The 13,789-nt window shown below is 36.2% G+C and carries 14 protein-coding genes; all 14 read right to left on the bottom strand.

Going from position 1 to position 13,789, the window contains the following annotated elements; all coding sequences use genetic code 11:
- Positions 1-139: 139 nt before the first annotated feature.
- Positions 140-922 carry a TrmH family RNA methyltransferase gene (locus C1Y58_RS20390; RefSeq protein WP_105618262.1) on the bottom strand — a complete coding sequence of 261 codons (783 nt, stop codon included), beginning with the start codon at positions 920-922 and terminating at the stop codon, positions 140-142.
- A gap of 10 nt (positions 923-932) precedes the next feature.
- Entirely contained in the window at positions 933-1,607 is a 675-nt protein-coding gene (locus tag C1Y58_RS20395; protein WP_105618265.1) for a potassium channel family protein, read from the bottom strand.
- A gap of 59 nt (positions 1,608-1,666) precedes the next feature.
- Positions 1,667-3,061, bottom strand: a complete 1,395-nt coding sequence (locus C1Y58_RS20400) for a TrkH family potassium uptake protein (RefSeq protein WP_105618267.1) — start codon at positions 3,059-3,061, stop codon at positions 1,667-1,669.
- Positions 3,062-3,186: 125 nt separating this feature from the next.
- Positions 3,187-5,559 (bottom strand): homocysteine S-methyltransferase family protein, encoded by a 2,373-nt coding sequence (locus C1Y58_RS20405; protein WP_105618269.1) that lies wholly within the window; start codon positions 5,557-5,559, stop codon positions 3,187-3,189.
- Positions 5,553-7,346: a bifunctional homocysteine S-methyltransferase/methylenetetrahydrofolate reductase gene (locus C1Y58_RS20410; protein ID WP_105618271.1), complete on the bottom strand. Its 1,794-nt coding sequence runs from the start codon at positions 7,344-7,346 to the stop codon at positions 5,553-5,555. Before C1Y58_RS20410 ends, C1Y58_RS20405 begins: the two co-directional genes overlap by 7 nt.
- 153 nt (positions 7,347-7,499) lie before the next feature.
- Positions 7,500-7,946: a DUF134 domain-containing protein gene (locus C1Y58_RS20415; protein ID WP_105618273.1), complete on the bottom strand. Its 447-nt coding sequence runs from the start codon at positions 7,944-7,946 to the stop codon at positions 7,500-7,502.
- A 5-nt stretch (positions 7,947-7,951) separates the two neighbouring features.
- Entirely contained in the window at positions 7,952-8,332 is a 381-nt protein-coding gene (locus C1Y58_RS20420; RefSeq protein ID WP_105618275.1) for a NifB/NifX family molybdenum-iron cluster-binding protein, read from the bottom strand.
- A 699-nt stretch (positions 8,333-9,031) separates the two neighbouring features.
- Positions 9,032-10,438, bottom strand: a complete 1,407-nt coding sequence (gene amrA / locus C1Y58_RS20425) for an AmmeMemoRadiSam system protein A (protein ID WP_105618277.1) — start codon at positions 10,436-10,438, stop codon at positions 9,032-9,034.
- 15 nt (positions 10,439-10,453) lie between these two features.
- Positions 10,454-11,299, bottom strand: coding sequence for an AmmeMemoRadiSam system radical SAM enzyme (amrS, locus tag C1Y58_RS20430; RefSeq protein WP_105618279.1), 846 nt, complete (start codon positions 11,297-11,299; stop codon positions 10,454-10,456).
- A 22-nt stretch (positions 11,300-11,321) separates the two neighbouring features.
- The gene (locus tag C1Y58_RS20435) at positions 11,322-11,900 is read right to left on the bottom strand and encodes a chromate transporter (protein ID WP_105618280.1); all 579 of its coding nucleotides are present in this window, start codon (positions 11,898-11,900) and stop codon (positions 11,322-11,324) included.
- On the bottom strand, positions 11,884-12,450 hold the full coding sequence (locus C1Y58_RS20440; RefSeq protein WP_105618282.1) for a chromate transporter: 567 nt from the start codon (positions 12,448-12,450) through the stop codon (positions 11,884-11,886). The genes C1Y58_RS20435 and C1Y58_RS20440 overlap by 17 nt, the downstream gene beginning before the upstream one ends.
- Before the next feature lie 194 nt (positions 12,451-12,644).
- Positions 12,645-12,878, bottom strand: coding sequence for a 30S ribosomal protein S18 (rpsR, locus tag C1Y58_RS20445; RefSeq protein ID WP_105618284.1), 234 nt, complete (start codon positions 12,876-12,878; stop codon positions 12,645-12,647).
- A 40-nt stretch (positions 12,879-12,918) separates the two neighbouring features.
- Positions 12,919-13,416, bottom strand: coding sequence for a single-stranded DNA-binding protein (locus C1Y58_RS20450; protein ID WP_105618285.1), 498 nt, complete (start codon positions 13,414-13,416; stop codon positions 12,919-12,921).
- A gap of 27 nt (positions 13,417-13,443) precedes the next feature.
- A complete protein-coding gene (gene rpsF / locus C1Y58_RS20455; RefSeq protein WP_105618287.1) occupies positions 13,444-13,731 on the bottom strand; it encodes a 30S ribosomal protein S6 in 288 nt (95 codons plus the stop codon).
- Positions 13,732-13,789: the final 58 nt, after the last annotated feature.

Here is a 13,789-nt window from a genome sequence, read left to right on the forward strand (position 1 = left end):
AAGCTCTCCTCTTATATATATACAATTAGAGCTGTTGGCATACATTTTAAAATCCATTATTTACAGTATAAGCTTTTTAAAGTTGATATTTGGGCACTCAAAAAGGAGTCTTTCGACTCCTTGTTATTTTACTCGTATTTTATTTTAGCCGTTGTCGTACAACTTCATATGTCAATATGGATGCTGCTACAGCAGCATTTAAAGACTCTGCTGATCCGGGCATAGGTAATTTAATATACTGATTAGATAGATCAGCTATTTCATTATCAAGCCCTTTACCTTCATTACCTATAAGTATAGCAGTTCCTTTTTTGAAATCAACTTCATATGGATAGGAGGCACCTTTTAAATGAGCTGCATACACACCTATTTCATATTGTTGCAATGTTTCTATTGTCTTCTTTATATCCACCTTTGAAATAACTGGTAGATGAAATAAAGACCCCATAGTCGCTCTGACAATCTTAGGATTATAGACATCAACAGAATTTGACGATAAAATAACACCATCTGCACCTGCTGCATCTGCAGTACGAATGATAGTTCCTAAATTACCTGGATCTTGCAATTGATCTAAGAGTATTAAAAATGGCGATTGGTTATTGAGCGTATCTTTAACATCCCATTCTTTTTGATGAACAACAGCTAATATGCCTTGTGGTGTAACCGTATCTGTTAGGTATTCAAACACCTTATCTCCTACAAGGATCCTCTTACTTTTTGAATGAAAATCTTGTAGCTCTTCTTTTACCATTCCATCACAGTTTTCAGTATAGATCAAACTATCTAATTGCCAGCTGGTATCAATTTCACGAATAGCTTTTATTCCCTCGACAATAAATAACCCTGTTTTTTTACGTCCCTTTGCACTTTTAAGGGATGCTACTTGCTTTATATAATTATTCTGTAAGCTAGTGATCATTGAGTCCACCCTATCGTTTTGTTGCTTGATTACTTATTTTCTGTAAGTCTTTTTGAGCACCAATTACCACTAAAACATCACCTTCACGGAGTTTTTCATTAGCCCCTGGTGTAATGTTAATATCTTCACCTCTTCGAATTGCCATAACGTTGATACCATATGTTGCACGCATATCGATTTCAAGTAGGTTTTTTCCAATCCATTCATTAAGAGCAACAATCTCAACTATAGAATATTCACTGGATAACTCAATGAAGTCCATAATATTATCTGATGTTAGGCTTGTAGCGATGCGATTTCCCATTTCTCTTTCTGGGAAAACTACACGATCAGCACCTATCTTTTGCAACACTTTTTTGTGAATCTCATTTTGAGCTTTTGTTAATACGTAGCCAACACCAAGTTCTTTTACTAATAAGGTAGTCATTATACTTGACTGCATATCTTGACTAATAGCAACAACTGCTACATCAAAGTTTCCAATACCTAAAGATTGAAGGGTATCCACATCTGTTACATCCGCTTGTACTGCATGAGTAACAAATTGAGAAACCTCTTGTACAATATCTTCATTTTTATCTATCGCTAATACATTATGTCCGTAATTAGCTAAGGTTACAGCAATACTCTTACCGAATTTTCCTAACCCAAAAACTACAAACTCTTTTTTCTTCACTTTAGCCATGATCTATTCCTCCTAAAGATTCATCTTACAACACAGATATCAATTTATTCCTCATGAATTTATCCTACCATAACTCTTTCTTCAGGCTTTTTGATATTATTATTAGCTCTTCTACCTCTCATGGTGAATGCTAAAGCCATTGTTATTGGTCCTAAACGTCCAATGAACATGGTTACCATCACCACTAACTTCCCAAAACTTGTCAACTCAGATGTTAAACCTAAACTTAAACCTACTGTACCAAAGGCCGACATAGCTTCAAAGAAAACATCCATGAACTCTGCATTTTCAGAAAGACTTAATAAAGTTGTTACTAAGACCACAACACCTAAAGAGATAACTACCACTGCAATAGCCTTACGGATGACGCCTTCTGGTATTGTCCTATTGAACGCTTCCGTTCTCTCTTTACCTCTTACTGTTGATATAATGGTTAAGAGAATAATACCGATAGTTACTGTCTTAACACCACCTGCTGTACCTGCTGGCGATCCTCCAATAAACATAAATAGAATGGTCACAAACTTAGATGCATCGTTCATTTCAGCTAAATCCATAGAATTAAATCCTGCTGTCCTTGTGGTTACTGACTGAAATAAGGATGCTATTAATTTTTCATATAGGCTCATATCACCCAGAGTACTCGGATTACCAAACTCTGCAATGAAAAAGAAACCCCATCCAATTAAGATTAAACTGATACTGATTACTAATACTAACTTCGTATGTAGAGATAGCTTATATACACTTTCCCTAAAAGTTAGACCACGTTCCCTACGTCGTTTATTATTTTGAAGAATATTAATCCAAACAGTAAAACCTAAACCACCTAATATAATTAAAGCCATCACCGTAATATTAACAAGAAAATCATTATAGTATGGCGTTAAACTACTACCTATAATATCAAAACCTGCATTACAAAAAGCAGATATTGAATGAAAAATGGAATAAAAAAGCCCCGTTGCTACTCCGTATTCTGGAACAAATCTGAAAGCAAGGAAAAGAGCCCCGATGGATTCCACCAAAAAAGTACCTATCACAACACTACGAACTAATTTTACCATGCCAGATAAGTTATACTGATTCAATGCTTCTTGAATAACTAAACGCTCTTTTAACGTGATCCGACGACCCATGATGATAAAAAACGCAGTAGTTAATGTCATAAATCCTAATCCACCAATCTGAATAAGTATAAGAATGATAGTCTTACCGAACATGCTCCAATGTTCAAAGGTATTGACCACCACCAGCCCCGTAACACATACAGCTGAAGTAGACGTAAATAGAGCATCTAAAAATCCAATACTATGTCCTTCTTTACTTGCCACAGGTAGATTAAGCAAAAAAGCTCCTAAAATAATAATAACTAAAAACCCTAACACCAAAATCTGCGTAGGTCTGATTTGGAATCTTATCCGACTTCGTAAATTACCTAAATAATATATCATTCGTTAGCCTCCAATTACTGTGTCCCTCACTAAAAGCTATAACTGTTTCAATATACCCTAGAACCATATTTTACTATACCATATTTTATCCCATAAGTATAGAAAATATTAGAAGCTAAACTGCATCACATTTCTAAAAGTGCTTTAGCTACTTTTATAGCCTCATTAGCATCCTTTGAGTAACCATCTGCACCTATCTCATCAGCATAAGACTGAGTAATAACAGCTCCTCCTACCATTACTTTCACTTTTAATGAGTCTTGCTGCAGTGCTTTAATGACATCTTCCATCATCACCATAGTCGTTGTCATTAAAGCAGATAAACCTAATAGCTCAGGTTGATGCTTCTTAACAGCCTCAATAATATGATCTATCTTAACATCTTTACCTAGATCTATGACTTCAAACCCATGGTTTTTAAACATTAATGCAACAATATTCTTACCTATATCGTGTATATCACCTTGAACTGTTGCTAATATAATTTTAGGCTTTACTCTTATTTCTGTATTTAGTTCAAGCAAAAGAGGTTCTAATAAACTGAAACCTTCTTTCATGGCACCTGCACTCATGATCAGCTGAGGTAAGAAGTAAACTTGCTCATCAAAAAGCTGACCAACTTCATTAATGGCTGGTATCATCAGCTCATTAACGATTTTATTGGGTTCAATTCCATCATCTAGGGCTGCCTGAATAAGGTCTTTGATCTCTTTGTCCTTCCCATTAAGAACAGCCTCGTATATATCACCTTCTGTATTGTTGCTCACTATCTTCTCTTCTCGACTGGTTTGTTGACTATATCTTTCAACATACTTTTTACAATTGATATCCTTAGCAGTTAGTACATCCGATGCCATTTTTACAGACATTAATAATTCGCTGGATGGATTGGCTATCGCCATACTTAACCCCTTTACAGCTGCCATAGCTAAGAAACTAGCATTTACCCACTTACGCTCTGGTAACCCAAAGGAAACATTAGACAAGCCAACAATGGTATTGACACCAAATTCTTTGCTACACCACTCAATAGTAGTGAGAGTACTTGCTACTGCTTGCTGTGCAGATGAAACCGTCATAACTAAACCATCAACAACCACGTCTTCCTTAGTAAAACCGTATGCTGTTGCTGCTTGATATACTTCATTTATGATTTGATGTTTTTCGTCTAAGTTTTTTGGAAGTCCATTATCACTTATAGGTAATATTAAAATCATGGCTCCATATTTAGCTGCAACCTTTAATAGGCGATCTCTTTTTTTACTTTCATTAGAAATCGAATTAACAAGTGCTCGGCCCGGATAAACTCTTAAAGCAGCCTCAATAACTTCAGGATTTGACGAATCAATACAAAGGGGTAAATCCACTCCTACACTAAGGGCATCAACAGCTTTTACCATTGTCTCCTTCTCATCAATACCATTCATACCAACGTTAACATCTAAGACATGAGCTCCTTTTTCCTTCTGCTCTAGAGCAAACTTCTTAACGATAGTCATTTCCCCATCTCGTAAACTCTTCTGAAGCTCCTTTTTCCCTGTAGGGTTAATTCTCTCTCCAACAATGGTAATCGGTTGATCCAATCCTATCTCTATGGTCTTACGACTGGAACATAGATAACTTCCAGTTTTTCTAGTTTCATCAATCTGTTCCACTTGCTCAAGTTTTCTTTTTAGCATTTTTATATAGGAAGGATTTGTACCACAACACCCTCCAACATAAGTGGCTCCCGCTTCTACCAAACCTCGGGTATAGTCTGCAAATTCTTCTTCTTTCATGCTAAAGACAGTATTTCCATCAATAAGCTGAGGTAGACCAGCATTAGGTTTTACTAAAAGAGGTACTTTAGCATAGGGTTTCATTTCATTGATAATAGCAAGCATAGCATCTGGTCCTGTGGAACAATTACAACCAACAACATCAACACCCATACTCTGAAGTGTTATAACTGCAGATACTGGATCAGTTCCTGTTAAAGTTCTACCATTCTCTTCAAAGGTCATGGACACCATAATTGGAAGGTCACAACTTTCTTTAACAGCAAGAACTGCTGCTCTGGCTTCCTGTAAATCCATCATGGTTTCTATAACAAAGAGATCAACACCACCGTCTAATAATCCACGAACTTGTGCTTTATAAGCATCAACAACCTCTTCAAAGCTTAGCTTCCCTACTGGACGTATATATTGACCTGTTGGTGCTAAATCACCAGCTACAAGAGCTTCGCTTCCTGCTGCCTTTTTAGCTAAGATAGCTAGTTCTTTATTTATTTCATAGACTTCACTTTCAAGATTATAGTCCGCCAACTTTATGGAATTCCCTCCAAAAGTAAAGGTATATATGATTTGGCTTCCTGCATTAATGTAAGCTCGCTGCATATCTATTAATACCTCTGGATTTTCTACAGCCCATTTTTCAGGACAAACACCCTTAGGCAACCCGCGCATTTGCATCTGGGTTCCAGATGCTCCATCTAGTAAAACTAATTGTTCTAACATAACCCGCCCTCCTTTAATTCCTTGATAATATCACTAATCATGGTAGCACGATTAAACGGTGCAATAAAGTATAAACCATCTGCATAAGGTATAACTTCTTTCGCTAAATCTATGGCTATTTGCCGACCTGTAGCAATTGCCTCCTCTTTCGTTATATCCCGGTTAAATAAATCTATATACCTTTCTGGTATGTCAATTCCAGGCACCTCATTACTTAAGTATAGAGCATTTCTTAAACTAACAAGAGGCATGATCCCAGCTAATATCTTAAAATCAGTCTTCTCTTTCAAATATTTCAAATTAGCTATTGCTTCTTCACTATAGATAGGTTGTGTTAAGTAATAGGATGCACCTGCGTCCTCTTTTTTATGAAGTCGATTCATTTGTTTTTGTATATTCTCTGTATTTAAATTAAGTGCACCACCGTAATAAAGGGGATCTGCATTAAAGATCTCTTCGTTTAATTCAGTAATAAGTTGCATCAACTTTACTGCATTAATGTTAAATACTCCTTTAATTTCACCACGATCAACACTAGGTACAGGATCGCCTGTTACAGCTAATATTTGACGTACTCCTTCTATATGGCACCCTAGCAACTTAGATTTAAGCCCGATGATATTAGTATCCCGACAACAGACATGAGGCATAACGTCAATACCTATCTGCCTGTTGATGATGGATGCCACTGTTATAGAATCTACTCTAGCACGACCTAAAGGAGAATCTGCAATGGTAATCAAATGAACTCCCGCATCTTTCAATACCTTTGCCCCTTTAAGAACTTTTGACAAATCACAACTATAAGGCGGATCCAATTCCACTAATAACGTTTTTTTTCCCTGCTTGAGACGATTCATAAACATATTTTCATTTGGAGCAAACTGCTGTGAAGTTATATGCGTTTCAATATCATGAACAACTTTTTCATGCTTAATAGACATTAATTCCTTAGTTATAATACGTATATGCTCAGGAGTAGTACCGCAGCAACCACCTAAAAAAACTGGTCCTAAGGTGCTTATTTCTTTCATCATGCCTGCAAAATATAAGGGGTTACCAGGATAAACCATACGACCATTCTCTAAGCGTGGATACCCAGCATTGGGTAATACTGTTGATATAGAGAACCCTTTTTTTACAAGACCTTTTACAAGCTTATGCATGTGCGTAGGACCAACACCACAATTAAGACCGTAATAGTCAATAGTATCTATTTTAACTACCTCTCTAAAGAGCTTTTCAGCTGCAATCCCTTGTTGGGTATGACCTGTTGAATCTATTGCAAATTGGGTAATGATCACCGCATCATTAACTTTATTTTTTATATATTCAGTAATCTCTTTCAAGTATTTTGCTGAACTAAAGGTTTCAAAGAGGAAGAGCTTTGCACCTGTGTTGATAAAAGTATCTACGATAAATTGATATTGATCATAAAGTTCCTGAAAGCTTTCTTCTTCCTCTAATATGGGTCCAATATCTGCTGCAATCAATACTTCTTCGTTCATAGCAGCTTTTTCTGCTATGCGGTACCCTTCTTTAATGATTGATTCTAGTTGAGCATCATCAACCTTTAAAGCTTTTCTATTAGCAGAGAAGGTATTTGTACGAATAAGTTTCGCACCAGCTTTAATATATTGATTATGAATCTTCTCAATAACATCAGCTTGATATATGTTAGCCCATTCAGCCATTGTATCTTTACCATTTGTTAACTCATAAAAATAGGTTCCCATGGCGCCATCTGTTACCACTAAACCTTTCTGTTCTATGTAATCCTTAATCATTCCCTCACCCTTTTAGGCCTACTTCGTTTAATTCGCCATTAATTTTACCTATTATACTACTATAAAGACATAAAAAATTCAATAAGATAACTCTTAAACAACAAAAAAAGTACAGATTTTTCTGCACTTTCGAATCTTTGCTCGTTTTTTACTTTATTTTGAATCTTCATTTTCATCCTTACATACTTTATCACAAAATGTATCTTCTTCTAAGCACTTTGTGTGTTTAGAGCCGCAATGAGAACAAGTTTTATTAACTTTTTCATAGGCTTGTTTATAACGTTTCCCACAACCATTGCATTTAAACTCACAAATGTTAAGCGTATAGTTTCCACCTTCTACCCTAATAGCTTTACCATTCACTAATGCCTCAGTAACTTTCTTTCGCGCTTCATCTAAAATGAGTTGTAACGTCTGTCTAGAAACATTCATTTTTTCCGCACATTCTTCTTGGTTTAGATTCTCCATATCTTTTAAACGCAAAGCTTCCAATTCTTCTAATTTTAAAATCATCTCTTCTTGACCTTGCCAATTCTCAGGTATGAATAATCGATGATGAGGCATCTGCTGTATTCTTCTTAGCTTTCTTGGTCTAGGCACCTAAATCACTCCTCTTTGCTACTGTCACACATACATGTATGGCTTTTATCGTAGAGATGCATTTTGCATACCTCTCCTGTGGATCTTAGTTTACCATTTAAGTAATCTTGCATCACTTGGTCCACATGTCCTTCAGCTCCTACAATGAACTCCATCTCAAGAGCTGTAAGCTTCTTTTGAGCACATTCTCCCATTCCACCTGCAATAATGAGATTAACACCTCTATCTGCTAAGTATTGAATGAGCTGCCCTGGCTCATGTTTTTTACGAATAACTTCTTTTCCTTGCACTTTATTATCATGGGTATACATAATTTGAAAACGCTCACTACGTCCAAAATGTCCCGCAATACCATTTCCATCTAAAGCTATAGCTATCTTTCTCATTCAACAAACCTCCTGCATCTGTTCCGAATTCAGCATAGCCAACCTTATAAAATTCAACAAAACCCTATATGGCATATGCTACTTAATCCTATTTTAATATAATCAATAACATTTGTCAATTGAGAAAGATTCTAAATTTCAAATAAAATTATTTCCAACCAAGGTAATAGAACTCTACACTCTTATTATCACGTAGTATAAACTAAAATAATCTATAACCATCTGTCTATCAATACAGAAAGCGTGTAATGGGTTCTATGGAGTAGCAAACCATGGACAGCTAGCCCAGCTGTCTAAGACACGGACGTCTTTCCAGCTGGCGTAACAGAACTCCCTGCACATTTCCCACACGAATGTATAAAATAAACAGCTATAACCGCCAGCCAAGCAACATCGAAAGCATATAAGGCGTTCTATGGAGCAGTGAGCCACGGAGGGTGAACCTGGCTGTCTAAGACATGGACGTCTTTCCAGCCAGCGCAATAGAACTCCTTACACTCTTCTTCTCACGTAGTATAAACTAAAATAATCTATAACCATCTGTCTATCAATACAGAAAGCGTGTAATGGGTTCTATGGAGTAGCGAACCATGGACGGTGAGCCCAGCTGTCTAAGACACGGACGTCTTTCCAGCTGGCGTAATAGAATCCATTATACGCTTGACTCTACATTGATACCCACTATAATAAATTTTAGTTTTATACTTCGTGCCTCTCCACTTCAAAACGGTACATCTTATAAAACTCATCTGGCTCTATTCCTGCCTTTTGCAGCGCAATACTTACCTGCTTTTCCACAGTATCCACACCCTCTAACCTAGGCAGTAGCAAACCTCTTCTTAATCCACTTTGAACAACCACACCATACTTATCTACATCTAATTCATCAATATCCTTAATAAGTTCTAATTCATGAAGAACATCGACTTTAATATCTAAATCTTCTAATTCTTTATCCGATACCGGCATGAACCTAGGGTCAGAAGTCGCTGCTTGAATGGCGTTATTAATAATTTCCTTCCCGACATTACTTTCAGAAGCTTGAACTGTACCTATACAACCTCTTAATTCCCCATCTTTATGAAGAGATACAAAAGTTCCTGCTCGCTTATTACCTAAAAGATTTATCTCTTCTTCAGTAAGAGTAACTTTTTTACTGTTTTTGACCCATTCACAAATAGCTCTTCTGGCTAATTTAATAAAATCATCTTCCTTAAATCGATTCTTTTCACGTATCATATATTGCTGTTTTACCAACCCTTCATATAGACTGTATTCATCTGTTGATTCTGGTCTAATAAATGCAGTCATATAACCTACGCCAAAAGGTCCTTCATAACTGTATACCTTTGAAGAGAGTTCATAATGGTCTAAACTACCCAAGCCCATTATAAAGGATCGTAACCCACACTCTTTTGCTTCACCAATAAACTTTTCATCCATCTTAAACAGGTCTTTAAAGTGGCATTCCTTAACACTCTTTAATAATAGCTCATCAAACAATTGCCCGCTGGGGTGATATTCATAAGGTCCTTTATCCATTAAACAGTGTGATAAATCACCACTGGCTAATACCAATACCTTCTTCTCTATGGATTCAGCTGCTTTTTGGAGGGCCATTCCTACTTCATAAAGGGTGATATAATCCATAAGACCATAAGTCATATGCAATATTTCATAATCCTTGTATTCCTGATCAATATAATATAAGGGTACAATACAACCGTGGTCTAACTCACCTTTAATATCAAAAGCTTCTTCTACATCATTACTTAAATTGATATAGGGTAATTCCTTATCATCAAGCTCTTCAACTAATTTATGATAAAGTTCTAAATGTGTTGCTTTCTCCATTTTCACCTGAGGTTTACCAAAACTAGAAAGATCACCTTTTATTTTTTCATGACCGATAATACTAATGCCATCTCTGAATACATTCCCATGGGGTGTTATACAAACAATCGTATCAGGTTTTATATCGTTCACTTGTTTGGCTATCTTTTTCATACCTTCAATTGTTGATGAAGCACCTCTTTCACGTCCTTCTCCCACTTCCGGTAAAATGACAGGTGGGTGGGGGCAGACCATTAACCCTTTAATGCTCATAAAATTCCTCCTTACTCACTTTACATTGCCTAAATACACATGATTCAAGTATGCCTTAGCTTCATAATAGATTTTACGCATAAATTCCAAATCCGTAGCAGTTTCATGATAGTTATATCTAGGAAAGTATCGGCTCAAATGAAGAGGAATATCTGGATTTACAGAGGCTAACCAACTAAATTCCTCTATCAACTCTTCCTCTTGATCATTCATATTAGTGACAAGAAGTGTGGTCACTTCAACATGACAACATTTCGATGCTTGCAAAATAGTACGCTTTACAGGCTCTAATGAGCCCTGACAGATCTTTTTATAGTGGAAATCATTATAGCTCTTTAGATCAATATTCATAGCATCTATATAGGGTAACAAACTGTTTAAGGGTTCTTCTTCAATATACCCGTTGGTTACCATAATATTTTTTAACCCTTTACTCTTAGCTAGGACAGCTATATCGTACATGTACTCATAGTAAATAGTAGGCTCATTATACGTGTAGCTGATGGAAGGATATTGGTATTCTAATGCTAAATTAACTATTTCTTCAGGTTTCATTGCTATCACTTTAGGTATTTCCTTGGCAATAGTGTAGTTCTGACAAAACTCACAAGATAAATTACAACCAAAACTTCCTATCGACAATGTAGTAGAACCCTCCATGAAATGATAGAGAGGCTTCTTTTCTATAGGATCACCATTAATGGAACTAACCTGACCATAGTTGATGCTATAAAGCTTTTCATTCATACTTTTTCTCACACCACATAATCCCTTTTGTCCATTAGAAATCTTACAATGGTGAGGGCATAAATAACAATGTACTTTTTCACCTTCAATCTTATAGAACTTAGCTTCTTTCATACCTACAACTCCTATATCCGCTCTAATTCATAAACAATGCTCCAAATATACCTGCCACTAGAATACATTTTATGGGATGAATTCTCCATTTATACATGGCAATAAAACTAGCAATAGTAATAAAAACGCCTAAATAATTAATACTCTGAACTACTGAGGATGTCTGGTTGTAAATTTCTTTATTATATAATGCAATAGTGGCTACATTCAAAACCGCTACTGCAATTAACCCAACAACTGCAGGACGTAAGCCTATAAAAACAGCTTTGACATAGAAGCTATTATTAAATTTCTCCAAGATAAATCGCATGATGATAAGAATCAAGATAAAAGCTGGACAGCTAACTGCTAATGTTGCAACAACTGAACCAATTGGTCCAGCAACGTTAAATCCCACATACGTAGCCATGTTAATAGCTATAGGGCCAGGAGTAATTTGAGATATGGCAATCATATCAGCAAATTGACCGCTAGTCATCCAACCATTGGATCTAACCACATCCTCTATAAAAGGAATCATGGCATTCCCGCCTCCAAAACTAAAGGCTCCTATATAAAAGAAATTAGTAAATAAAATAACGAGATCAATTATTGTGCTCATGCTCTCTTCTCCTTTCTATAGCAGCATAGATAATTCCCATTATTCCTGCTCCTATTACAATATAAAAAGGAGAGATTCTTAAAAAGAAAAAGCAAATGAAAGAAGCAGTAGCTAATAGAATGCCAAACATATTCACAATGGATTTCTTAGCCATATTAATAACTGCCATAGCAATCGTGGCAACAACCGCCGCTCTTATACCTTTAAAAGCTCTCTGAATGACTGGATTTTCTTGTATATGGGTGAAAAATGCGGCTATAAACATGATAATGACCAAGGATGGCATAATCATTCCTGCAGTAGCGGCTATAGCACCAGGTAAACCTTTCATTTGGTATCCAATAAGTGTTGCAGTATTAACCGATATCATTCCAGGTAAAGATTGACCTAGAGTATAGAAATCGTACACTTCATCCTCTGAACACCATTTTTTAATTTCTACAACTTCTCTCTGTATCATGGGTAACATGACATAGCCACCACCAATTGCCATGCTTCCAATTTTAAAAAAAGAAGTGAATAACTCTAAATAGATGGAATCTTTCTTCATTATATCTCCTCTTGTTATGTATTTTGTCAACAATGCAGACCGTAGTAATTCATACAAAATATCTTATATTGGTTATTATAATGCATACCTCTTCATTTAATTCAAGTATACTCTTATATACGTATTTGTCAATCTTCACACAAAGAGATAATTAGGTGTTAAAAAAGGACCCCATAATGGAGTCCCGTTTAACCTTAGTCTAGTGTATAAGGCATTAAAGCGATATGTCTAGCTCTCTTAACAGCAATTGTGATCGCACGTTGATGCTTAGAACAATTACCATTAATTCTTCGAGGTAAAATTTTACCTCTTTCAGAAACATATCTTCTTAATTTATTCATATCTTTATAATCGATTACTTTTACATTATCTGCGCAGAAGCTGCATACGCGTTTTCTTCTACCGCGACGTTTTCTTTGATATGCCATTTTGTTGACCTCCTCTTACAAATATCTTTTTTGACATTCATTAGAATGGTAAATCATCATCAAGGTCTTCATTAATTGGATAAAAACCTTCTGCTGGTGCTGGAGTAGCTGGTTGGTTTTGAGCTGGTGCTGCTGGTTGTGGTGCAGGTGCTCCCATTGCTGGACTACCTTGTGGCATCATGCCACCACCCATGTTACCAGTACGAGATTCGAAAGAAGCTCGACTTTCAGCAAAATGTTGCTCATCAACAACAACATCTGTGCTCCATTTTTTTTGTCCGTTTTGGTCTTCATAACTATTGATACGAAGTTGACCAACTACGGCTACCATTTGCCCCTTTTTGAAATACTTAGAAGCAAATTCACCTCTTTTTCCAAATGCTACAACATTAATAAAGTCTGCATCTGGTTCACCATCACGTTTGAATTGTCTGTTTACTGCCAATGAATATCGAGTAATTGCTAGTGGTTCAGCTGATTGCGAATAGCGAATCTCAGGGTCACGAGTTAGTCTACCCATTAAAATAACTTTATTCATACTGATACCCCACTTTCTTTAAACTGCTTAAGCTTCTTCTCTAATTACTAAGAAACGCATAACTGGCTCCATGATACGTAGTCTTCTTTCGATTTCAGCTGGAGCGTCAGCTGGAGCGTCAACTTTAAAGAAGTAATAGAAACCTTCGTTCATTTTATCGATTTCGTAAGCAAGTCTTCTTTTACCCCATTCATCGATATTTGTAATAGTACCGCCGAAACGATCAATATAGCCTTTAACTTTTTCAAGAGTAGCTGCTCTTTCTTCGTCGTCGATTTTAGCGTTTAATACTAATGCGATTTCGTATTTGTTCATAGTCTTTGCACCTCCTTTTGGACTTTGGCCCTTAACAATCATAAGAGCAAGGATTGTG

Source organism: Vallitalea okinawensis, assembly GCF_002964605.1.
Classification (GTDB): Bacteria; Bacillota; Clostridia; order Lachnospirales; family PQDH01; genus Vallitalea_A; species Vallitalea_A okinawensis.

Excerpts from the sequence above, each read along its gene's own strand:
- C1Y58_RS20390 (WP_105618262.1), bottom strand. The coding sequence starts at position 922 with ATGATCACTAGCTTACAGAATAATTATATAAAGCAAGTAGCATCCCTT.
- C1Y58_RS20395 (WP_105618265.1), bottom strand. The coding sequence starts at position 1,607 with ATGGCTAAAGTGAAGAAAAAAGAGTTTGTAGTTTTTGGGTTAGGAAAA.
- C1Y58_RS20400 (WP_105618267.1), bottom strand. The coding sequence starts at position 3,061 with ATGATATATTATTTAGGTAATTTACGAAGTCGGATAAGATTCCAAATC.
- C1Y58_RS20405 (WP_105618269.1), bottom strand. The coding sequence starts at position 5,559 with ATGTTAGAACAATTAGTTTTACTAGATGGAGCATCTGGAACCCAGATG.
- C1Y58_RS20410 (WP_105618271.1), bottom strand. The coding sequence starts at position 7,346 with ATGATTAAGGATTACATAGAACAGAAAGGTTTAGTGGTAACAGATGGC.
- C1Y58_RS20420 (WP_105618275.1), bottom strand. The coding sequence starts at position 8,332 with ATGAGAAAGATAGCTATAGCTTTAGATGGAAATGGTATTGCGGGACAT.
- amrA (WP_105618277.1), bottom strand. The coding sequence starts at position 10,438 with ATGAGCATTAAAGGGTTAATGGTCTGCCCCCACCCACCTGTCATTTTA.
- amrS (WP_105618279.1), bottom strand. The coding sequence starts at position 11,299 with ATGAAAGAAGCTAAGTTCTATAAGATTGAAGGTGAAAAAGTACATTGT.
- C1Y58_RS20435 (WP_105618280.1), bottom strand. The coding sequence starts at position 11,900 with ATGAGCACAATAATTGATCTCGTTATTTTATTTACTAATTTCTTTTAT.
- C1Y58_RS20440 (WP_105618282.1), bottom strand. The coding sequence starts at position 12,450 with ATGAAGAAAGATTCCATCTATTTAGAGTTATTCACTTCTTTTTTTAAA.
- rpsR (WP_105618284.1), bottom strand. The coding sequence starts at position 12,878 with ATGGCATATCAAAGAAAACGTCGCGGTAGAAGAAAACGCGTATGCAGC.
- C1Y58_RS20450 (WP_105618285.1), bottom strand. The coding sequence starts at position 13,416 with ATGAATAAAGTTATTTTAATGGGTAGACTAACTCGTGACCCTGAGATT.
- rpsF (WP_105618287.1), bottom strand. The coding sequence starts at position 13,731 with ATGAACAAATACGAAATCGCATTAGTATTAAACGCTAAAATCGACGAC.